At 50.3% G+C, this 22,349-nt stretch carries 26 protein-coding genes; all 26 read right to left on the bottom strand.

The genetic code is table 11. The features are described 5' to 3' along the window. Positions 1 to 39: 39 nt before the first annotated feature. The 26 genes from WC592_07270 to WC592_07145 all read right to left on the bottom strand — a co-directional run bounded on the left by WC592_07270 (position 40) and on the right by WC592_07145 (position 21,508). Entirely contained in the window at positions 40 to 426 is a 387-nt protein-coding gene (locus WC592_07270) for a response regulator (protein MFA4982248.1), read from the bottom strand. Between the two features lie 36 nt (positions 427 to 462). Then, a complete protein-coding gene (locus WC592_07265; GenBank protein MFA4982247.1) occupies positions 463 to 1,491 on the bottom strand; it encodes a hemolysin family protein in 1,029 nt (342 codons plus the stop codon). After that, the gene (locus tag WC592_07260; GenBank protein MFA4982246.1) at positions 1,488 to 2,078 is read right to left on the bottom strand and encodes a DUF502 domain-containing protein; all 591 of its coding nucleotides are present in this window, start codon (positions 2,076 to 2,078) and stop codon (positions 1,488 to 1,490) included. The genes WC592_07265 and WC592_07260 overlap by 4 nt, the downstream gene beginning before the upstream one ends. Positions 2,079 to 2,109: 31 nt before the next feature. Continuing rightward, entirely contained in the window at positions 2,110 to 3,420 is a 1,311-nt protein-coding gene (locus tag WC592_07255) for an Nramp family divalent metal transporter (protein ID MFA4982245.1), read from the bottom strand. Next, positions 3,381 to 4,712: a CBS domain-containing protein gene (locus WC592_07250; GenBank protein ID MFA4982244.1), complete on the bottom strand. Its 1,332-nt coding sequence runs from the start codon at positions 4,710 to 4,712 to the stop codon at positions 3,381 to 3,383. Before WC592_07250 ends, WC592_07255 begins: the two co-directional genes overlap by 40 nt. A gap of 18 nt (positions 4,713 to 4,730) precedes the next feature. Then, positions 4,731 to 5,165, bottom strand: a complete 435-nt coding sequence (locus WC592_07245) for a biopolymer transporter ExbD (GenBank protein ID MFA4982243.1) — start codon at positions 5,163 to 5,165, stop codon at positions 4,731 to 4,733. Continuing rightward, complete coding sequence (locus tag WC592_07240) at positions 5,162 to 5,782, bottom strand: MotA/TolQ/ExbB proton channel family protein (GenBank protein MFA4982242.1); 621 nt, start codon at positions 5,780 to 5,782, stop codon at positions 5,162 to 5,164. Before WC592_07240 ends, WC592_07245 begins: the two co-directional genes overlap by 4 nt. Before the next feature lie 12 nt (positions 5,783 to 5,794). Next, positions 5,795 to 6,430, bottom strand: a complete 636-nt coding sequence (locus tag WC592_07235; GenBank protein ID MFA4982241.1) for a sulfite exporter TauE/SafE family protein — start codon at positions 6,428 to 6,430, stop codon at positions 5,795 to 5,797. Between the two features lie 3 nt (positions 6,431 to 6,433). Beyond that, on the bottom strand, positions 6,434 to 7,033 hold the full coding sequence (locus WC592_07230) for a MarC family protein (GenBank protein ID MFA4982240.1): 600 nt from the start codon (positions 7,031 to 7,033) through the stop codon (positions 6,434 to 6,436). A 153-nt stretch (positions 7,034 to 7,186) separates the two neighbouring features. Further along, a complete protein-coding gene (locus tag WC592_07225) occupies positions 7,187 to 7,369 on the bottom strand; it encodes a DUF2934 domain-containing protein (protein ID MFA4982239.1) in 183 nt (60 codons plus the stop codon). Positions 7,370 to 7,450: 81 nt separating this feature from the next. After that, the gene (locus WC592_07220) at positions 7,451 to 9,115 is read right to left on the bottom strand and encodes a glycoside hydrolase family 57 protein (protein MFA4982238.1); all 1,665 of its coding nucleotides are present in this window, start codon (positions 9,113 to 9,115) and stop codon (positions 7,451 to 7,453) included. A gap of 4 nt (positions 9,116 to 9,119) precedes the next feature. Further along, entirely contained in the window at positions 9,120 to 10,712 is a 1,593-nt protein-coding gene (locus WC592_07215; protein ID MFA4982237.1) for a 1,4-alpha-glucan branching protein domain-containing protein, read from the bottom strand. Positions 10,713 to 10,717: 5 nt separating this feature from the next. Beyond that, positions 10,718 to 11,539, bottom strand: coding sequence for a DUF4912 domain-containing protein (locus tag WC592_07210; GenBank protein MFA4982236.1), 822 nt, complete (start codon positions 11,537 to 11,539; stop codon positions 10,718 to 10,720). A 17-nt stretch (positions 11,540 to 11,556) separates the two neighbouring features. Next, a complete protein-coding gene (locus WC592_07205) occupies positions 11,557 to 11,718 on the bottom strand; it encodes a hypothetical protein (protein MFA4982235.1) in 162 nt (53 codons plus the stop codon). Between the two features lie 50 nt (positions 11,719 to 11,768). Beyond that, entirely contained in the window at positions 11,769 to 12,203 is a 435-nt protein-coding gene (locus WC592_07200; protein MFA4982234.1) for a hypothetical protein, read from the bottom strand. Positions 12,204 to 12,268: 65 nt separating this feature from the next. Beyond that, positions 12,269 to 13,030, bottom strand: a complete 762-nt coding sequence (locus tag WC592_07195) for a glycosyltransferase family 2 protein (GenBank protein MFA4982233.1) — start codon at positions 13,028 to 13,030, stop codon at positions 12,269 to 12,271. 27 nt (positions 13,031 to 13,057) lie between these two features. Further along, on the bottom strand, positions 13,058 to 13,408 hold the full coding sequence (locus WC592_07190) for a hypothetical protein (GenBank protein ID MFA4982232.1): 351 nt from the start codon (positions 13,406 to 13,408) through the stop codon (positions 13,058 to 13,060). 27 nt (positions 13,409 to 13,435) lie between these two features. Then, entirely contained in the window at positions 13,436 to 13,879 is a 444-nt protein-coding gene (locus WC592_07185; GenBank protein MFA4982231.1) for a peptidoglycan-binding domain-containing protein, read from the bottom strand. A gap of 81 nt (positions 13,880 to 13,960) precedes the next feature. After that, the gene (locus tag WC592_07180) at positions 13,961 to 14,791 is read right to left on the bottom strand and encodes a hypothetical protein (protein MFA4982230.1); all 831 of its coding nucleotides are present in this window, start codon (positions 14,789 to 14,791) and stop codon (positions 13,961 to 13,963) included. A 16-nt stretch (positions 14,792 to 14,807) separates the two neighbouring features. Continuing rightward, complete coding sequence (locus WC592_07175; GenBank protein MFA4982229.1) at positions 14,808 to 15,974, bottom strand: aminotransferase class I/II-fold pyridoxal phosphate-dependent enzyme; 1,167 nt, start codon at positions 15,972 to 15,974, stop codon at positions 14,808 to 14,810. Positions 15,975 to 16,048: 74 nt separating this feature from the next. Continuing rightward, positions 16,049 to 16,537, bottom strand: coding sequence for an Lrp/AsnC family transcriptional regulator (locus WC592_07170; protein ID MFA4982228.1), 489 nt, complete (start codon positions 16,535 to 16,537; stop codon positions 16,049 to 16,051). Positions 16,538 to 16,730: 193 nt separating this feature from the next. Beyond that, positions 16,731 to 17,249, bottom strand: coding sequence for a peptidoglycan-binding domain-containing protein (locus WC592_07165; protein MFA4982227.1), 519 nt, complete (start codon positions 17,247 to 17,249; stop codon positions 16,731 to 16,733). Between the two features lie 153 nt (positions 17,250 to 17,402). Then, positions 17,403 to 18,188, bottom strand: a complete 786-nt coding sequence (gene lsrF / locus WC592_07160; GenBank protein ID MFA4982226.1) for a 3-hydroxy-5-phosphonooxypentane-2,4-dione thiolase — start codon at positions 18,186 to 18,188, stop codon at positions 17,403 to 17,405. Positions 18,189 to 18,202: 14 nt separating this feature from the next. Next, positions 18,203 to 19,972 carry a phosphoenolpyruvate carboxykinase (GTP) gene (locus WC592_07155; protein MFA4982225.1) on the bottom strand — a complete coding sequence of 590 codons (1,770 nt, stop codon included), beginning with the start codon at positions 19,970 to 19,972 and terminating at the stop codon, positions 18,203 to 18,205. A 23-nt stretch (positions 19,973 to 19,995) separates the two neighbouring features. After that, positions 19,996 to 21,012 carry a zinc-dependent dehydrogenase gene (locus WC592_07150; GenBank protein ID MFA4982224.1) on the bottom strand — a complete coding sequence of 339 codons (1,017 nt, stop codon included), beginning with the start codon at positions 21,010 to 21,012 and terminating at the stop codon, positions 19,996 to 19,998. Between the two features lie 13 nt (positions 21,013 to 21,025). Next, complete coding sequence (locus WC592_07145) at positions 21,026 to 21,508, bottom strand: NAD(P)H-dependent oxidoreductase (protein ID MFA4982223.1); 483 nt, start codon at positions 21,506 to 21,508, stop codon at positions 21,026 to 21,028. Positions 21,509 to 22,349: the final 841 nt, after the last annotated feature.

Raw genomic sequence — 22,349 nt, 5'->3', positions numbered from 1 at the left:
AATATTGTAGCACAAAATGCTGACATGTCAAATTTTTTTTTAAAATGCGCCGCCGCTTCCCTTCCCCAGCATTTCGTCCATCTTGGGTATGAGGACGCTAAGTTTGATGGGCTTTACGATATAGTCTTCACAGTAGAGATACGACGTTTTAGATCTCGATTCGTCGTCCTCAAGAGCGGTGAGCATGATGACCGGAATAGAGATGGTCTTCTCGTCTTCTTTCAGCCTCTTCAGGACCTCCAACCCGTTCATATGCGGCATCATTATGTCCAGCAGTATCAGGTCCGGTCTCTCCGTCTTGGCGGACTGGAGGCCTTCTTTGCCGTTCGTCGCCGTAAATACCCTGTACCTGCCCAGCAATTCAAGGTTCTCCTTCAGGAAAGAACAGAACTCCTTCTCGTCGTCTATCACCAGGACTTTTTTCATATCTACCTTCCTTTTTTTAAATTGGATATGCGCATTCTATTTTTTGGCGCCCTGCTGGGCCCGGACGTCGGATTCATCCTCTATCTCGCCGACAATCTCTTCCAATAGGTCCTCCAGCGTCACTATGCCCTCCAATTTATTCCTGTCGTCGACCACTATAGCTATATGCGTGTGGCCTTTTTGGAACTCCTTCAGGAGTTCCGGCACCTTCTTGGAGCCGGAGACAAATGTGGCCGGATAGATTATATCCTGCAAAAGTATAAGGCCTCTGTTGCATGACAGGCCCAACAGGTCTTTCATATTTATTACTCCCACTATATTATCGGGGTTATCCTTGTAGACTGGGATCCTGGAATAACCCGACTCCTGGACTTTATCCAGGATATCGTCGATATTCGCGTTTATGTCGATAGAGGTTATGTCTTTCCTGGGAGCCATGACATTCCTGACGACGACCTCGCTGAAATTCAATATCCTGAAAAGCATCCTGGACTTGTCTTTGTGCAGGACGCCTTCCTCTTCCCCCGCCTGTATTATCGTCTTTATCTCCTCCTCTGTCACGAGGGCCGACCTTCTTTCGGAACTTGCTCCCAGCATCCGTATCATCGCCTTCGTTATAACCTCGACTATCTTTACAACAGGCGAGAATACCGCAATGAGCGCCTTCATCGGCATCGCGAGCATCATAGCCATCTTCTCCGAATAGAGCGTAGCAAGCGTCTTCGCCGTAACTTCCGATATTATTATAAGGAACGACGCCACGGCGGTCGCTACGGCAAGCTCCGCCTGGCCGCTATTACCCGTAAAATGTATGACCATAGCAGTCACGAGCACGGCTATCAGGGCGCCGACGACGTTGTTCGTGACGAGTATCGTCCCGAAGAACCTCTCGGGTATCTCCACGACCTTCAGGATTATCTTCGCCGCCTTGGAACCGCCCGAAGCCAGCCGCCTGAGCTTAAGGCGGTTTGCGGCGATGAAAGATATCTCCGACGCCGCCGTTATCCCGGCAAACAGCACTAATAACAATAGCAAGGCGACTTTTGCCAACGCATCTATGGTCAAGGTTTTACTATGCCTCCCGATACGATAAGCTTAATGCCCGCCTCTATAGATATATCCAGTATCTTCACCTGGCTTTTAGGTATGAGCGTGAGGAATCCGCTTAACGGCGTAGGCGTAGTCCCGATAAATACATGCAAAAGTTCCGCGCCGGCGGCGTCATTCGCCTGCTTAAAGCTGTCATTCGTAAGGAACCCGACGGACCAGACCCCCTTAGACGGATATTCCACAAGGACCACTTTTTTAAACGCCGGGCTCTCCTTGGAAAATATGGAATTGATTATCTGCCTGGCAGACGGATATACTATACTGATGAACGGGAATCTGAGGAACCAGCTCTCAAGCATCTTAAACATCTTCTTATTGGTGATCTTTGTGGCTATAAAACCGATGATGAAGATGGTCAGGATGCCCAGGATAAACCCCAGCCCCGGGATGGTGAATCCAAAATATTTCATAAGGTAGAAGTTTATCACCTTGCCCCATATGCCGTCGATGAACCGGAATACGATATAAAGAAGATACACCGTCAGGAACACCGGCAAAGTGATCAGCAGACCCGCGCCGAAATAATGCTTTATATTTGACATACAGACACCTCTCTTTACGCTACCGCACCATTTATCTATGCCCGGCGGGCATAAGACTTACGACCGTTAACGCTATTGTCAGGAAGACCATTATTATAACAGTTGCCCAGGCTATTGTATTGAAAAAAGCGGAATTCGTGTATTTTCCCATCAGGCGCTTGTCGTTAATGAGCAAGAGCATGAATATCAGCACAAAAGGCAGGAAGACCGAATTTGCCGCCTGTGAAAGCAACATCACCATTATCAGATTTATCTTCGGGAACATTATGATACCGGCGCCCATTATTATAAGTGCCGTAAATAGAAAATAGAACTGCGGGGCTTCTTTCAGGCGTTTGTCGACGCCCGCTTCCCAGCCGAGGCCTTCGCATACCGAATAAGCCGTCGCGAGCGGCAGTATCATGGCCGAAAAGATGGAGGCGTTCAACAACCCGAACGCGAAAAGGGATGTACAGTAGTTCCCGGCGAGCGGCCGGAGGGCAAGAGCGGCGTCTTTGGCGGTCTCGATCCTCACGCCGCTCTTAAAGAGCGTGGCCGCGCACGATATTATTATGAATATGGCGATGACATTGACCACTATGCCGCCGATTATAACATCGAGCCGCGCGTATTTATAATCTTTTACGTTTATCCCTTTCTCGACTACGGAAGATTGCTGGTAAAACTGCATCCACGGCGCGATCGTCGTACCGACGACGCCCATTATCATAAGTATAAAGGCCTGGTTAAAAGAAAATGTCGGCTTTATGAACTCTTTCGCCACGGCCCCCCATTGGGGCTTTACGAGGAAACCGGTCATCACGTACGCCAGGTAGAAAAAGCACGCCGCCAGGAATATCTTCTCCACCGATTTGTACGTGCCCTTTACCACTATCCACCATATGAGAAAGGCCGCGATCGGAAGTGATATATAGCGCGATATCCCGAATATCTCGCAGCTCGCCGCGATGCCGGAAAATTCGCTTATGGTATTCGTGAGATTCGAGAAGAGAAAGACGGCCATCGCGTAAAAGGTCACCTTGACGCCGAACTTCTCTCTTATGAGGTCGGCGAGGCCTTTCCCCGTAACAACGCCCATCCTGGAACACATCTCCTGGATGACGATCAGCGCCAGCGCCATGGGAATAAATACCCAGAGCATGGAATAACCAAAATGCGCCCCGGCCACCGAGTAAGTCGCGATGCCGCCCGCGTCATTATCGACATTGGCCGTGATGATGCCGGGCCCCATGACGCCCAGGAATATCACGAGATTACGCCAGATACCCGGCCTTCCGTTATTTACACTATCGTTCATCGCCGTTACAGCCTCTTTGATGAAATACGCGGCCGCCTGCGCCACGCGATCGATATAAGCTGGCTCAATATATCGTCCATCGTTATTATGCCGTGTATTATCTTTTTTTCATCTACCACAGGTATCGCCGATATCTTGTATCTGTCCATCAAATAAGCCACCTCGTTAACGCTGTTCTTGAGGTAGACATATATCGTCTTGTGGAAAGTCGTCTTCAGCGCCGGGTCCCGGGTATCGGCGAAGAGCAGTCTCCTTAAGGTAGTCACGCCTTTCAGGTGATTCTTGTCGTCTACTATATAGATATACGGCACCGTATCGTATTCCTTTGTCTCGGTCCTGATATACTCTATCGCCGATCCGACCGACATGCCTTCGGACATGGAGACGAATTCTGTAGTCATAAGCCCGCCGGCCGAATCGCTCGAATACCCAAGGAGGGTCGAGAGTTTCTTTGCCCGGTTCGATTCTATGAGCGCAAGGAGGTTCGTTACCGTGCCGGAAGGAAGTTTCTCCAATAGATCTGTCGCCTCATCCGGCGACATATGCGTCACGATCTGGGCCGCTTCCGGCTTGTCCAATTCCTTTAAGATGGCCTTCTGCTCGGCAAAGTCGAGGTTCTCGAAGACATTTGCCTTGGTGTGTATATCAAGCGTCCTGAAAAGCGCCATCCTCTGTTTCGCGGTAAGGTCGAATATTATATCTCCGAGATCGGCCGCGGGAATGGCTAAAAGTTGTTTCTCCGAGACCGAAAGCTTCATCGTCATACTGGCGGGGTTTATCGTGACCGGCTGGATATTCTTCCAGGGAACAAGCTCCTCGGTCTTTAAATATTTCGAATCTTTATTTACCGCTTTGACTGCCAGGTCCACCGCCTTCTCCCACCCGAGCCTGCGGATGAGACTGCGCAGGCCTATGTCGACATGCGCAATCACAAACTCATGATCGACCCTCAGGAGGTGCACATCGTTGACGCGCCGTACCTTATGGTTATAAGTATCGACCACCTGCTGGTCCATGATGTCTCTTCTTACCAGGAATTCATACTCCTTGACCCCGGGGCCGTATTTTATATCGCCCGACGCTATGCTCAGCCTCACGTTATCTTCTATTACGGAGACGCTCGACCACGGCACACTGGCGTAAGTCTTCTTTAAGAACCCGTTCTCGATGATGAGCTCGCCGATCTTCGGGTAGACCTCTCCGGACTTCACGGATATGTCCCATATCCTTCCTGCGAATTTTCCTGAAACGTCCACGATATCTTTTTCGAGGACCGCGGAAAAATACAGGAACATGGCCGCGGCCTGTTCCCCGGCTTCTTTTACGATATCGGTCATGGCCCTCCCCGTCAAACGCTATTTCCGGCGGCCTGTACCGGTCGCCGCGACGCTGACTTTCCGGATATCGAGCTCGTTAATGACATCAAGAGCCCGGACAACATGGTCAAACTTTACCGCGCCGTCGACTTTAAGCACTACGCTTAAGGATGGGTTCTCCTCCAGCCTCGACCGGAGGTTCTGTTTAAGGTCGGCGCCTTTGACCTTTTCCTCGTTTATGAAATACTCCCCTGCCTTTGTTATAGCAAGCACCGTCTTTTCCGAACCCTCCATGGATACGGCGCTTGAGGCCTTGGGCAGATTCACCTCTATCTTTGATAAACGGCCGGAATTAAACGTATAAAGAAGGCTGAACGAAATGAAGAAGAAGATGAACATGTTGAGGACGATATCCGTCATTGCGACGGATTCGAGCGCGACGAGGTAATCCTTTTTCCCTTTTATGGAGATCATGACCCGGTCTTTGTCTCCGACAGCGTCTCTACAAGCCGCGTGGATGAGTCGCTCAGCTCATAAGATATATATTTCACCCTCGAGATGATGAAGTTGCATATAAGATAATACGGCACGGCTACTATCAGGCCCGCCGCCGTCGTTATCATAGCTTCGTAAATGCCGGAGGCAAGCGCCGATACCGTTATGTCCGGGCCCGCCTTCTCCCATGCCATAAAGGCCCTCATGAGGCCTGTGATAGTTCCCAGAAAGCCGAGGAGCGGCTCGATGCCTATTATCGATATGAGCCCGCCTATATACCTCTCAAGGTCTTTTACCTTGCTGTTACCTACCCTCTCCAGTACCCTCTCTATCTCGGAAAGCTGGAGAGCTCTCTTCTCGATGCCCGCTTTCAGAGTAGCCGCTACCGGATACCTGGAATTCCTCGCGCATTGCGAAAGAGCCGCGTCGAACTTCTTGTCCCTGACCTTGGCAAGGATCTCTTCGGTAAACTTAGCGGAGTCTATCCTGACCCTGTACAGCGTCCACAACTTGTCTATTATTATGGCGAGGCCCAGTATAGAACCGAGTATTATCGGTATCATGACCGGCCCGCCCTTTATTATGGCCCAAAGCATATTTTTTCCTCTCTACATAAGGCTCTTCACCAGCATCACGAGCCCTATCAGTGATATAACAGCCCCGCTTATTTTTGGTATCAAATGTTCCGCCTTCTCGCCATACCGTTTTCTTACCAGGGTCAGGATCCCGCCTACGGCAAGCCCAAAAGGCAGGAGGGATACGATAGTCCCCAATCCGAATACCGCGACCAGCAGCCCCCCTTGAAGCGGGCTCTGCGTCGAGGCCGCCATTACAAGTATAGCCATCTCTATCGGACACGGAGGAAGGCCGCGGATTATACCGAATAAAAATATGGAGAGGTCCCCTTTTAATCCTCCGAATTCTTTAGCGTAACAGTGGGACTCAAGCTTATGTGTATGGCTGAATACCAGAAGACCGAATGCCACGGTAAAAGACGACGCGATTATCTCCAGCTGTTTCGAAAATTTTGCCAGATACTGGGCGCCCAGATAACCGAATACGACGCCCAGGAACGTGTCGGCTATCATCATGCCTACACCGTACAGGAACACGAGAAAGAGTATCTTTTTTGTGTTCTTGCCGATAATGGTCGCATAAAGGCTCGCTATCGCCTTATCTTCGCACGGTTCGAGCACATGCAGAAGTCCTATCACAAATGCGGAAGTAAGAGTCAGGCTGTTCATGGTCTAAGCTCCCTTTTGGCCCAGGAAAAACGCTATGCTGTCCACCACTCCCTTTCTTATCATCATGACCGCTATGGCTGCGAGAAGAAGGCTGGCGATCTTGGAAAAGGCCTTTGAGCCTGCCTTTCCCAGGAAGTTCGATATAACCGCCGCGTAGGAAAAAGAGATCCACACGATCAGCAGATTGATGACGAACGACAATACGGTGTAGTACATACCATGGGTATCGAGCAGGATTATGATGGTGGTCAATACGGCAGGTCCGGTAATGAGAGGCGTGCCTATCGGCACAGCGCCTACTGTTTCAATTGAAAGCTTCTGAGCTTTTTCATTCTGCAGAATATCCCTGAGGGAGATCGCCAGCAGAACCAGCCCTCCCGCGATCTTAAAATCCGATACCATTACGCCAAGGATCTTAAATATCCATTGGCCTAAAAACAGGAAGACTATCCCTATAGCAAACGCCGTTATTATGGACTGGAGCAGTATCCTGCGCTTTTCCGCTTTCTTCAGGTTCTCGGTAAAACCTATGAACATAGGCAATACGCCTATTGCGTCCATGGCAACAAATATTGGAATAAATGCCAGCAGGAATTCTTTCATTTGCTACCTTTCGTATCTACTTGTTATAGTGGATTATATCATATAATTATAAGCTAAGGCAAGCTCACGGAAATAAAAAGGCAGGGGTCGGATATACATGATCCAACTCCTGCCTTTTAGAAAAAATTTAAGGTAATTTAAATATCCAGCGACTTACTTGGATAACTTGCCCTTTATGATCCTCTCGGCCTCAAGCCAGTCCTCGTGCGAATGCCCGGGCTTTTTGCCCCTCTTTTCGTAAAGCTCGAATGCCTTCTTTTCGATGAGCTTACGCACGTCTTCACTGGTCATCGTAGGGTTAGAAGACCTCCCTGTCCTAAATGTCGTCCTTGCCATAATTCCCTCCTCCTTTCTACATCCAATTTTGTACTTTACAGTATACCTCGTAATCAAAAATTTGCAAGTAAAAAATGTACCTTAACTTATCGAGACTTTAAGGAAATCCGGCACCGGTTTGTCCAGAAGCTTATATATATTCTTGAGATGCGTCCTGTAGAGCCTGTCGAAAGGATTGTCGCCGCCGGTATGGGCCTTACCGCCATACCACCAGTTCCAATCGCTCCCCTCCGCAATATAGAACTCCCGCCAGGCGTCCCTTATCTTGGCGCCGTCGCCGCTCGACGCCTTATGGAACTCTTTCGTGAATTTCACGAGGTCGCGCCTTACCCTGTCGAGGTAATCCCACGAGACATTGTCCTGTTCCTGCCCTATCCATATCTCGAAGTCATGGTTTATCCACGAGCCGGGGAATATGTTGGTCAAATTCCGTCTTGCGGGCTCAAGTTCAAGGAACTCGCTTACTGTGGCGGAGCCCGCTTCATGCTGTTTATCAAGGTTGGCGTAAAGGGTCTCGAAGAACCGCCTGCCGTTATCCTCGAAATATTCCCATGCGTTCTCACCATCCATGACTATGGCCAATAACCCCCTGTCCGTATCGCGCCTGAGGTTATCCGAAGTCCGTTTTATGTGGCCTATCAGGTCCCATGCGGCGTCGGACGGGTTCCAGGAATTATAACTGAAGCTTATCATGTCCGACAGGTTCTTATCCCTGAAGACCATCGCTATGCGCCTCGAATCCCTTTTAAAATTATAAGGCCGGTATATGATCCTCCTGTCAAAGAGCTCAATGCCGCGGTATTGCTTGTCATACATGGACAGCGTATTGAACAGGATATCTTCATCCGTCGCGACCCAATCTATTCCTTTCGATATCATGATATCCAGCGCTTCCTCGGAGACGCTGCCTTCGGACGGCCACATGCCGCGGGGAGGCGCGCCGAATTGCTCTGTATGGTACTTTATGGCTTCTTCTATATGCCATTCCGCGTCTTCAGGATGCGCGAATTTCCTTTTGGGCAAGGGCATGCCGGGCATCGATATCCTGGCTATCGAAGTATCGCAGAGAAGCGGTAATATCGGATGATAAAAAGGCGTCGTAGTTATCTCTATCCTGCCGCTATCCTGCAGCCTTTTATATAACGGGACGATCTGGGCAAGCACCTCTCTCTGCTTGGCCACGATATATTCCTTATCTGCCTCCGTATATCCCCTCTTCTTGTCGACAAGGTCTTTAAGGTTTATGTCCTCTTCTATGGTTATCGAGTGGAACCAGGCGAGGTTATACAATACCTGCAGATCGAGAAAATCCTGGGCGGAAAAGATCTTGACGGCGTTCTTCAGGCTTATGCCGGCGAGAGGTTTGATGCCTTTCTTCAGTAAAAGTTCGGCGTACCGGTCATTCGGCTCTATGAAGCGCTTAAAATTGACCTTGAAAAAATTATTTAAAAGCTCCGCCTTGTCCTGGAACGTCAGGTGGAGAGCTTTCTTCAGGGTGAGGTCGAGGAAGGTGTCGGTCGCGTCGTTGTGGACGTAATCGTTTATCTGTTCGATCATCGACGGGACTAGATTGAAGACTGCCTTTATCTCATCGAACTCCTCTATCAGGGCTGCCATCGGGTAATAATCTTTTATGCCGTGGAGCCTCGTCCATGGCATGAGGTACTTGTCCGAAAGAGGATCCTTGTAGTAAGGCTGGTGCATGTGCCACAGAAAAGAAACGCTTAATCTCTTTTTTGTATCCATATTTTTACTGTGTGCTATACACCGAGTAATCTATATCGTGGAAAATACTGTACTTATCTTCCAGCCACTTTACATATTCTTCGTCGAGAGAGCCCTGTTTCACCTGCTCGTAAAGCTCGGTGAAGTGCTCCGCGTGTTCCCTGAACCTCTCGACTGCGTAAGGAACGTGGGAACCGGTCTTCATTATGAACGCCCAATCGCTCGACTGCGCAAGCAGGAGCTCGCGCGCCATCTGGTTCAGCGTCCTGCAAAGAAGACCCTTAGCGTTCCTGTTATTATTCGCGGCTTCGACCATGCGCTCGACCATCTTATGGAGGTGCCTGTACACCCAGTCGTTCGATCCCTCTAGCCACACCTCACTGTATCCCTTCCATCCCCAGCTTGAAGCCGCGGGTGTGAGAACCTGGTATTTTTTATAAATCTTCAGGTACTCACCCGGAGTTGTAAGCGCTATGGTCTTCTGGTCGTATCTTATCTTCCTCATGAGAAAATCGATCCACTGCGGCCCCTCGAACCACCAATGGCCGAAGAGCTCGGCGTCGTACGGCGCGACTATGACGGGCAGCCTGTCGCCCATCTGTCCAAGCAGGTGCTCGGCCTGCTTTTCCCTGTTGAACATAAAATTACCGGCCTGGTCCGCCGCCCTGGCGCGCGCAGTCTCCGGCACATACGGTTCCTTGTGGCCGCCGGCTCCGGTTATCTTATAATATTTTATTCCGGTATTTATCCTCACACCGTCGGCATTTATGTAAGGGCGGATATAGTCGTAATCAAGATCAAAACCGATATCGCGATAGAACTCCCTGTAATTATGATCGCCCGGATATCCCTCAACGGCGCTCCATACGGCTTTGGAGGACTCCGTATCCCTGCCATAAACGCCTACGCCGTTTTTAGTAAGATACGCGCTGAAAACGCCGAACCTCGGGCGGGGCGTGCCGAACAGTATGCCGTGGGTATCTACGAGAAAATATCTTATTCCTTCTTTTTTAATCACTTCGTCATCGCCGGGATTGAATCCGCATTCGGGAAGCCAGATACCGGCGGGTCTCTTTCCGAATACTTTCTGGTACAGGTCGGCTCCGACCCTTACCTGCGCTCTCACGGAAGCCTTTCTCTCCACTTCCATCAATGGCAGGTAGCCGTGCGTCGCGCAGCACGTTATTACCTCCAGATGGCCCGTCTCCTGAAAGTGCTTGAACGCATTGACGAGGTTCATCTTGTACTCATCGACAAATATGTGCCTTGCCTCCCAGAACAAAGTATGGTACATATGGGCAAGTTTATTGAAGGCCTCCTCCCACTTAGTCCTGTCGATCTCCTTGGCGGAAAGCTCAATGAGTTTATCGAGATGTTTGAGGTATTTGTATTGCAGATGCGGGTCCATGAGCATGGACATGAGCGTCGGCGAGAGCGATATGGTCAGCTTATACTCGACCTTATCTCTTTCCAGACCGGCCAATACTTTTATGATGGGAATATATGTCTCTGTTATGGCTTCAAATAGCCAGTCTTCTTCAAGAAAGTCGTCAAACTCCGGATGGCGTACATATGGAAGGTGCGCATGAAGGACTATCGCGAGATAACCTTTCAGCATAAGGTTTACTCTGTCTTTCTGGATACGATCGGCGTTATGCGGCGGCTGTCTATGCCGTCCTTTGAGGTCGCCTCAACGGGGATGACCTGTTTCCCGTCGGGCAGAGCAAACCTCAGGGTGAATGTGCCGTCTTTCCTTAGATCTATCTTTTTCCCCTGCACGGTCAGTTTCGCGTCCGGCTCCGTCGCGCCGTAGACTATCAGCTCGCAGTTAACGACAAGCCAGAATTTTCTCTCGCCGGGTTTCCTGTAAAATGACGCGGCGCTCGATATGCCTCCGGAAGATATCTGCTCCTCCAGGCGCTTCTTGATCATCTCCCTTACTTCCAGCGAACCTTTTCCTACGCCGAAACCTCCCGATAACCCGAACATCTTCCAATATTCGTCCTCAGGGACCATCCACTCCGCGTCGAGCTGGTCCGACATGCCAAAACGGGGGGTCTTGACCATATTGGAACGGGCCAGGGGGTAGAAACTGCCTTTTTTCGTAACGATACCTATGTCGACGATCCATGCCCTGTCCGGAGAGCCTACATTGATATACCAGTTGGTCGCCAGCCCTCTGAGCTCTATATCGAAATATGAGCGGGCGTTCTTGCCGTTAAAGCTTACGTCGGTAACATCATACACCCGGAGAACGGACTTAGCGATACTATCTCCGGAGGCCTCTATCTTCCTTACGGCCTCTTCCTCGTTTGCCTTCCTGATCTCCCAATATGTGAATACCCACCATGGATCGCGCGCCAGAAGGACTATCTTATTGTCGCCGTAACCTTGAGGGAACCTGAATTGCCTGTTTTCGCGTGTTCTTGAAGGTGTTTGTGCCATAATAACGCCCCCCTTTTTCAGAGATCGTCAAATTCGCCGTCCGACTCTTCCGTATCCTTATCGGCGGCGCCTCTCTTGCCGTGGCAGAACTGGTAGTCAGAACAACTGACACAGCATAAATCGTTTAAATGGCCCTCCTCTTCACAGCTCGTGTAGCGGGGGCAGTTTTCACAACACATCTTTATGTCTCTTAGCGGATAGATAATAAGAAATTGGGATTATAATAGAATTAATAGTCTTCTTCGTTCTCTGTCGACGCTTCGAGCGGCGCTTCTTCTTCCTTCTCTATCACAACGGATACCGCGACATTCTTTCCGTCCTTGACCGCATATATGATGTCAGCCCAGTTGCCCTGCTTTATTCCCGACAGATCGGACGCGTTCTCGATCTTCGTGTCCTTATCGAGCTCGACGCTTATTGTCTTTTCCTCGTCCATATCGTAGTCATAATATTGGACGGATACGGAATTCGTCGCGGGATCAGTGGCCATGACTTCGCCGTATATGGATATATCATTAGGCTGGCCGGCCCCTTCGCCTGCGATAGCCGCGGCGGGCATGACATCGGGCTGCTCCGGGCTTGCGTCCTGCGAAAATACCGGGACCGCCAATATTAAAGTCGCCGCCACCGCGACAATTATGCCTGCTAAATTTTTAACTTTCATAAAACACCCCCCTATCTTTATCGTATACAAATTACCATACACATAAAACAAAAGTCAAGAATAACTTAAACGGCTAATCTCTTACCGTCCCTGCTGAACAGGGGATCTTTCCTGAACGATAGTTTATTGAGCGCGTATTTGAACGCTGTGTTAAGCACGCCGAACCCGTATGTGACGCTTCTGGGAAAATTGATGGACGAAGAATCCTTCGTATAGCTTGAAGGGCAGGTTATCTCCGCTACCCTATACCCGAAATAAAAGGCCTGCAGGAGCATCTGGTTATCGAAAACGAAATCGTCTGAATCCTCCAGTATCGGAAGCGATAGAAGGACATCGCGCGAGAATGCCCTGTAACCGGTATGGTACTCAGACAGCTTCTCTTTTATGACAATATTTTCCGTTAATGTCAGGAGCCTGTTGGCCACATACTTATAGAAAGGCATCCCGCCCTTAAGGGCCTTGTTACCGAGGATCCTGGAGCCCAGGACCACATCGAACATGCCGGATGTTATGAGGCCCGCCATAGGCGTTATCAGTTTGGGAGGATATTGATAATCAGGATGGAGCATCACTACTACATCGGCGCCGAGCCTTAACGCTTCCCTGTAGCAGGTCTTCTGGTTCCCGCCGTAACCCCTATTCTCATTATGGACAAATACCTTGATACCCAAAGATTTCGCGACATCGACAGTCCTGTCTTTCGAAACATCGTCGGTAAGGACTATATCGTCTACTATATCTTTGGGTATCTCTTCGTAAGTCCGGCGCAGAGTCTTTTCCGCGTTATACGCGGGCATTATGACTACTATCTTTTTACCGTTCAGCAAATTATTCCGCCTTCTGGCCGCACAGCATTATCTAGTTGCGATCCTGTCCTGCAGTTCTTTATTATCGGCCAAAAGCTTGTCGTAAGACGCCTTGAGGGTCACTTTTTCATCGAGTATCTTATCGTATTCGCCTTTAAGCGCGGCCTTCTCATTGTTCATGATCTCCAGCCTGGTCGACAGATCCATCTTCTCTTTTAAGAGATCGTCGAATTCCCTCTTCAGGGCCTCTTTTGACGCCGTGAGAACACTGACTTTTTCCTCTAATCCCACCTTCTCGTTCAGCAGGGCCTCGTATTTATCTTTCGACACACCGCATCCCGCAAGGCTTATAAGGGATACGCACATAATGAACAGGACTAAGAACCGGATATACCTCATCTACTTACGCCTCCTCTCTAAAATAAACTAGTTCTGGACTTCCTGGGAAACCAGGTATCTTTCCAACTCTGCCCAGGTCTTCGGCCCAACCCTGCCGTCGACCTTCAGGCCCTGCGCCTTCTGAAAACTCTCTATGGCCTTTTTTGTCCTGGGGCCTATCTTACCGTCGATCGCGCCTGTGTAATATCCGGCCGCTTTCAACGCTCTCTGTATATCCTTATTCCTTTCGAGCTTTATCTGCGGGGCGGGGGCCGTCGCCTGCGCCATCGGCGGCGTCGCCGTAGGCGGGATCGTTTCCGTCGCGATCGTCTGAGCCGGTTCTTCGATATCTATTGTTTCTTCCATCGTCGCGATAGCCTCCGACGAGGCGAGCTCTTCGGCAGTCTTATCCACCTTTGCCTTACACCCGATAAATATTAACGGCACAACGACTATCGCCGCCAATAATATCATCAACAATCTCCTGTTCATTCCCTCCTCCTTTCGGAAATTTTTTATAAAAGCAATTATACCGCCTATTGAACCTTTGTCAAGTTATATATGACTGCATCTTCATTTTACCGTGCCGAACCTGGTCGTCAGCACCGCTCCGAAACCCGCTATCAGGAACACTACCTTGATAACAGCTCCGACAACGGGGATGAAACCTACCAGGAACAGGATCAGTATACCTAAGACCACATCGACAAAAGGCGGCGGTATTTTTTTGAAAGATAGCAATATATTCTTGCCTATGTATATCGCCGCGGCGATATATCCTATTATCAGGGCAAGCGCCGCCAGCAGTATCTCGAGAGGTATCAGTATTACCCCGACTATACTTATGGCAAGAAGGACCGCTACCGGGACGATCAATATAGTCCAGAGCACGCCCCATAGCAGCATTTTTACGAAGGATCGCTCCAGCGCATTGACGGCAGTCCCCATATGTTCGGGGATGAGCGCCGTAAGCAAGATGGCAAGACCAAGAAAACCCAGCAGAGTCAACAGGCTTATGGTCGCCCACAACGTTATCCATCCGCCTTTCAGGAAGGTCGCCGCCGACGGTATGAAGTTGGGCATGTAGACCTGAGTTATCCTGCCCGCGACGGCAGCCGACGCATCCTTGACTACCTCCCCGCCGACAGCTACGACCTGCCCGCCCACATATGCGCCGGGTTTTAACACGACAGACCCGCCTACCGCCACAACGCTATTCCCTACCCGTCCCGAGACCGTAATATTCCCGCCGACAGACACTACATCGTCAACGTCCATGCCTTCGGATATCTCCGTGTCTTCATATATCTTTATTATGTTCTGGCCTTTTGCAAACGCGGGTTCGGGCGATAACAGCATAAGGATAACGCCTGTCATGGCAACCAATAATACCGACTTTTTCATTATCAGGCCCTCAATTTTATTTGGAATGAACGGCTATAGCCGTCAAAAAAGTTTCTATCCTGCTCAACGCCTCTTTCAGTTTATCGAGGCTGGAAGCATATGATATCCTGATATAACCTTCTCCCGAAGGCCCGAACGCCGTACCCGGGACTACAGCGACCTTCTCCCTCTTCAGGAGCCGGTTAGCGAATTCCATGGATGAAAGGCCCGTCTTTTTTATCGACGGGAAAGCGTAGAACGCCCCTTCCGGCCTGTGGCAGGGCAGCCCTATCTCATTCAAACGCGAGATAACGTACTCCCTCCTCCTCCTGTACTCCCGCTTCATCTCCTGGACGGCCTTCTCTCCGTGTTTGAGCGCCTCCAGCGCGGCCATCTGCGACATTATTGGCACGCACATCATCGTATACTGATGGACCTTGGTCATTGCCGCGATGATCTCGCGGGGGCCGCACGCATAACCGATCCTCCAGCCTGTCATGGCGTACGCCTTGGAGAACCCGTTAAGATATACGGTCCTCTCCTTCATGCGCGGAAGCGCGGGGAACGGGATATGTTTAAAATCGTAAGTGAGCTCGCAGTATATTTCGTCGCTTATCATGATGAGGCCGTGCTTTGAAACGGTCCGGGCGATCTTGCTTATCTCGGCCCTCGAATAAGAGGTTCCCGTCGGATTATTGGGATAGTTAAGGACGATGGCCTTCGTTTTTTTATCGCAGTGCCCGTCTATATCTTTAGGCGTGATCTTAAAACCGTTCTCCGGCTTTGTCTTTATATAGACAGGTTCGCCGAGAGCCAGGCCTGTCAGCGGCCCGTAAGAAACATAGGACGGTTCGGGCACCAGGACTTTATCGCCTTTATTTAAGAGCGCCCTTAACGTGAGATCGAACCCCTCGCTTACGCCGACGGTTATAAGGATCTCTTCTTCGGGATCGTAGTCGAGAGCGTACCTGTGCTTCAGATGCCTCGCGAGTTCCTGGCGCAGTTCCGCCAACCCTTTATTGGAAGTATAGGATGTGTACCCTTCCTCAAGAGAGTAGATCGCCCTTTCTATTATATTCCATGGAGTTACAAAATCCGGCTCTCCAACTCCGAGGGATATCACGTCTTTCATTCCTATGACAAGGTCGAAGAACGCGCGTATGCCCGACGGCGGCATCTGTTCGACGAGCTTGGAAATTTTCATGAAAGTTATAAGTCGTAAGTTTTAAGCTGTAAGTTTTAAACTTATAACTTACAACTTATAGCTTACAACTTCCTTTACAAAGTTATCGCCGGGCGTTTCGACCTCTCCGGCTGTTTCAATATATCACCGTCTTCCTTATATTTCTTCAATATAAAATGCGTAATAGTCCCGCGCACATTCTCCATGGCGGACAATTTTTCCGCGACGAAATTCGACACGGTGTGGATATTCTTCCCTTCGACCACGACGAGAAGGTCATAGGTCCCCGACATCAGATAACAGCTCGTCACTTCCGGGAACTGGTATATGCGCTCGGCCAGATGGTCGAACCCCACATTCTTCTGCGGGGTCAACTTCACTTCTATAAGGGCGCGGACATCCGAATTCTCATCCCTTTCCAGCTCCTTATTGATTACGGTCTTATACTTAAGTATGACCCCGTCCTTCTCCAGCTTCTTAATCATATTCGACACCGCCTTGGGCGTCATATTAAGCATCCTTGCGATATCTTCGACCGTAGCCCTGGCGTTCTTTTCAAGTATCTCGAGTATTTCGTTCATGATTACCTCCGATTTACTGTAGTCTCACTCTGGTAAATCGTCCCGAGGAGCTGTTATCTCACTCAGGCGACGAGGGACTACATCTAAAAAGACTGTTGTAACTTACCTTTCCGTATTTCTACGCTTTACCAAAAAGGGGCTGCCTCTTACTTACGAGAGCCGCCCCTTCTATCAACTACGAACTATAAACTATGAACTATTTGGTAGCCCCCTCTTCCGAACCCATTGACGCTCGAGCCGATCCGGTCTCATATTTACTCAAGATCTCCCATGTCCTGGATCCTACCACCCCGTCGGCAATGAGGCCGTTCGCTTTCTGGAATTCCTTTATAGCCCTCCTGGTGCCCTTGCCTTTTATGCCGTCTATCTTGCCGTCGTAAAATCCCGCGTTCTTTAAGCAGGTCTGGATGTCTTTTATATGCGCCTTGGACTTCCCGGGCCGCGCCTTCACGGATATATTCGTGCTGAGGGGCGCCTGTCTGACCACCTTCAATTCATCTATCTTCTGGGCCTGTTCGCTCGTTACGCGCTCGACCTCCGATTGTTTGGCCTCGACGCCTTCGACCTTCGTCTCGAGGGTCTCTACTCTCGACTTAATGCCGTAAACCTCTTCTTTAAACTTTTTTGGCACACTTCCGCAACCGGAAATAAACACAACACTCAAAACAAATACGGCAACTACACCAACCCTTCTGAACATCAGTTCTTTTCTCATACCCCAGCCCCCCGATTTGATGTAGCCTGACCCTGTCAAATCGTCCCGAGGAGCCCTAACCTCACTCAAGTGACGAGGGACTACATCCTGACCTTTCCGCTACTATAAAATTATATGTTATATCTTAATAAAATGCAAATCAAATATCTTCTTTTATTTTTTGCCTTTCATCAATCCTGCAGCTTCTTTCACCGACATGTTTTCGTGAACTATGCCGCGTAAAGCTTTTATCATACCTACCGCGTTTTTCGACTGCCAGATGTTGCGGCCCATATCCACGCCCTTGGCTCCCTGCTTTATCGCGTCATGCGCGAGCTTCAACACGTCCATTTCCGTATTGAGTTTGGGACCGCCGGCGATCACGACGGGCACCGGGCAGGACCTTACGATGCGTTCAAAATCGTCGCAATAATATGTCTTCACTGCCTGGGCGCCGAGCTCCGCGGCAATGCGGCAGCACAGGCTTAAGTACCTGGCGTCCCTCTTTTCGAGCTCTTTTCCTACAGCCGTTACTGCCAGGACAGGCATGCCGTAGCGCTGTCCCTGGTTCACCAGCTCGCCGAGGGAAAGCAGGGTCTGGTGCTCGTGTTCCGTCCCTACATATATCGAGAAGGCTACCGCCGAGGCATTCAACCTTATCGCCTCTTCCATCGACGTATGGATACCCTCATTCGATAAAGCCGGACCGGCAATACTGTTCCCGCCCGAGACCCTGAGTATCATCGGGATATCGACAGCGGCGTCAATACAGCTGCGCAGAACGCCTCTCGTCAGCATTAGAGCGTCGGTAAAAGGCATTAAAGGTTTAATGGTCTTTGCCGGATCTTCCAATTTCGATACGGGCCCCAGAAAATATCCGTGGTCGATCGCAAGCCAGACGGCTCTTCCGTCGGATGGTTTTATCAATCGCGCTAGCCTGTTCTTCATTCCCCAGTCCATGATACCCTCCTTGATCAGCCTAGTTTCTTCTTCATCATATTCAACTCGTCCAAGATCTCTTTCGGCATACGCGTACCGAATTTTTTATAGAACGCCTCAATGTCGGAGACTTCGCTCTTCCAGTCTCCGGCGTCTACGGCAAATAATTTCTCCATATTTTCCTGCGGAATATTAAGGCCCTGCAGATCAAGGTCCTTGATGTGCGGGACGAGGCCTATGGGCGTGGATCTCGCGTCAATGCTGTTATTGACCCTTTCTACGACCCATTTCAATACCCTGATATTGTCCCCGAAACCGGGCCATATATATTTGCCGTTATCGTCCACCCTGAACCAGTTCACTGAAAATACTTTTGGAGGCTTGGCCAGTTTCTTACCTATGCCGAGCCAATGGGCAAAATAATCGGCCATGTTATACCCGCAGAACGGAAGCATAGCCATAGGATCGCGCCTGACAACGCCTTCTTTGTGAATAGCCGCCGCGGTCGTCTCAGACCCCATTCTCGTGCCTAAGAATACGTTGTTCTGCCAGTTGAGCCCTTCAACTATAAGCGGCTGCAGTGACGTCCTCTTACCTCCGAATATTACGGCGGATATAGGCACGCCTTTCGGATTGTCGAATTCCGGAGAGAGTGTCGGAGCGTGAGTTATCGAAACGGTGAACCTGGAATTGGGATGGGCGGCTTTCGTGTTCATCGTGGTATCCCACGGCCTTCCCTGCCAATCGACCATGTGCACCGGCGCCTCCCCGTTCAATCCCTCCCACCACGGCTCATTCGTATCGGTGTTGAGCGCCGTATTCGTATATATCGTCGGATAGAAAGTCCCTTTCTTGAGGGTCTTCATCATGTTGGGGTTCGTCTTCATGGACGTCCCCGGCGCCACTCCGAAAAATCCCGCCTCAGGGTTTATGGCCCATAGCCGTCCGTCCGGACCGACATTAAGCCAGGCGATATCATCGCCCAGGATCCATACTTTATATCCCGGCAGGACCGATTCGAGCATCGCGAGGTTGGTCTTGCCGCAGGCGCTCGGGAGAGCCGCGGCCATGTATGTGATATTTCCCTGCGGATCCTGGACGCCCATTATGACCATGTGCTCGGCGAGCCAGCCCTCTTTAAGGCCGAGCCATGAGGCTATCCTCAGAGAAAAACATTTCTTGCCTAAAAGAGCGTTGCCGCCATAGCCGGAGCCTACGCTCCATACGAAATGTTCGTCCGGAAAATGCATCACAAAACGTTTATGAGGCTCGAAATCGCCTATCGAATGCAGGCCCTTAACGAAGTTCTCGCTCTTCCCTATCTTATCGATCGCCGATTCCGTCATGCGCGTCATGATCCTCATGCTTATAGCGACGTACGATACGTCGGTAAGCTGTATGCAGGCCTTGGCATACGGCGATTGCGGGTGGCCCATCATATAAGGGAGCACATACATCGTTCTGCCGCGCATGCAGCCGTCGGAGAGCTTGCGCATAGCCGCCTTGGCTTCCTTGGGGTCCATCCAGTTGTTGTTCGGCCCCGCGGTCTGCTTGTCGGGGTGGCATACGTACGTCAGATGCTCTGTCCTGGCAACATCCGTAGGATGGCTCCTGTGGAGATAACTGTTCGGGAAGGTCTTCTTATTGAGCTCATAGAATATGGGGTTGCCGGTGATCTTCTCTTCCTTCATCCCTATCTCTATGATCCGGCGCGCTTCCTCTTCCGAACCGTCGCACCAATAGACACGTTTCGGCTTCGTCAGCCGTTCCTGTTCCTCAACCCATTTTTCGAGCGGTGTAGCCATAGCTTCCTTAAGTTTGCTTTACCCTATTTCTGCGGTTCTATTATAACCTTGATCGATTCTTTCGCTTCCGCAACCAGCCTGAACCCTTTGACAGCGTCCTCAAGGCCGAACCGATGCGTTATCATATCACATACCTTGACCTTTTTCGAGGCAATTTTTTTCAATGCCTCCCGGTGGTCGTCCGGGCTTCCGGCGTAAGAGCTCGTGACAGTGACTTCGTTGCGCCAGAAAAGGTCATTCACGGATAGCGGTATAGTCACTCCTTTGCCCGTTGCCGCAAATATCAGGATCGTGCCCCCTCGCTCAACCGACTTAAGTCCCTGCTCTATCGCGGAAGCGGCCCCGGCGCAGATGACGACGAGGTCCGCCAGCAAACCGCCGTTCATATCTTTCAACCGCTCCGGCGTATATTCGGCGGCGTTTATCGCGAGATGAGCGCCTGCCTTCTTAGCGGCTTTCAATCTGAAATCCGAAATATCTGTAGCGAAAATACGGCCGGCCCCGGCCGACCTGGCAAGTTTTATATGCAATAAGCCCGATATGCCGCTGCCGATCACGAGAACGCTCTTCCCTTTTTTCATCCCCGCAAGCCTATGCCCTCTGATCACACAGGCAAGCGGTTCTATAAATGTCGCTTCCTCAAAAGAGACGTTTTTCGGAATAATATATACGCCTTTTTCAACATTTATCTTAGGTACTCGGACGAATTCGGAGAACCCGCCCGGGTCAAAATTCGTCTTACGCAGCATATCGCAGACCGTCTCATGTCCGGCGCGGCAGAACCGGCATTTGCCGCACGGCACATGGTGCGACACTGAGACCCTGTCGCCGACTTTGTACCGCTTAACGCCTTTCCCGGTTTCGACTATGACGCCCGCTATCTCATGCCCGAGGACTAGAGGGACCCTATGTATACGGTACCACTCCAGGCAATCGGTACCGCATATCCCGCTCGCCTCGATGCGCACCAGTATCTCACCCGCCCCGGGCGTGGGCCGCGGCCTCTCTTCGAGGCGGACGTCGTTATTAGCATAGTACATCGCAACACGCATACTATCCTACTACCTTCTTTATCGCCGACACTATAAAGGCTTCGTCCCCTAATTTTCTATCCGGTATGTTTATCTCGCTTATGTCCGTCACGCCTTTATTTTGGAGGACGGTCTTTATGCTGTTGAAACATCTTTTAACGCCAAGGCCGCTTCCTGAAGTGAGAAGCAGTATCGCCTTCTTGCCGTTCAGGCCGGATATCTTATCGAGATAGGTGTTTAACGCCGGCGTCGGGGCGAACGCCCAGACCGGGGACCCTAATAATACGAGATCGTAATGGCTCGCGTCATACTTGACGCCGTCTTTCAGCTCCGCCCTCTTTTTGGTAAAAGCGGCCCGGCACTGCCCGCCAAAATCGTCTATCTCATTTACCGGCTTCAGCCTCTGCACATCGACTTCGCCCTTTTGTTTCATGACGTCGGCGAATATCTTTACCACTTTATCCGTATTGCCGCTGAACGAATAGTATGTTATCAATGCTTTCACTGCCCCTCCTTTGTAAAGTTTTATTATATTAACAAATGTAGTCCTATAATACAATAGGAAATTACCGATAAAATATTTTGTGACTGTTTATCTTTAGCAGCTTTACCGGCAGGCGCTCTTTCGGCTAATTTTGCCTTCAAGAGTGTTTATGTAAAGATGTATCTAATATGTTATTACAGCCCTTATGGCAACTATGGCGCCTATTACCTTAGGTAGTAGTTATTACCTTGGCAAAATCTTACGCCTCAAGAGCAACCTGCCGGTAGCTGTCTCGTGGCACAAAATATTTTACCTTAGCTGACGAGCAGGAATATTTTTCCCGCCCGGAAACATACGCGGGGCGGGATCCCGCCCCTAATCTTACTCCCGGCGGGACAATGTGCTCATCATAACGTCGGCTTAGGTTATTCAGCCTTATTCTATCTGGAAATTTTTCGGGTGACGCGGCTTGAGACTTTTTATGATAAGGGCGAAGTATGCCCGCCTGATCGCAGCAAGCTAAGTCTGGCGGGCAGGGATGGGGTGTCCCGAATACAGCAAGAATGGTTCGGGCATATAGATACGCGCTTATGTCGTAGGGGAGGTTTAAACCTCCCCTACAACTACAGATTGTAAACCCAATCCGATGGGACTTATGAAAGGCGGATTGGATGGGGTGCCCGAATGTTGAGAACTACAGTTCGGGATACATAGATACGCGCATAGAATATACCCGTGATAGATTGTCCCGCCCGGAGTTAGACTTGAGGCGGGATCCCGCCCCGAGCTAAACAGATGGCGGGATAAACCCATACGAGCCCTTTTGAAGAAAAAGTCCAAGCCGCGGCAGCCTGCCCGCCTG

The sequence above is a fragment of the Candidatus Omnitrophota bacterium genome, from assembly GCA_041648975.1.
GTDB lineage: Bacteria > Omnitrophota > Gorgyraeia > 2-01-FULL-45-10 > 2-01-FULL-45-10 > JAQUSE01.
The sequence above is the reverse complement of the archived record's forward strand: the minus strand, read 5'-3'. Positions and strand labels throughout refer to the sequence as shown.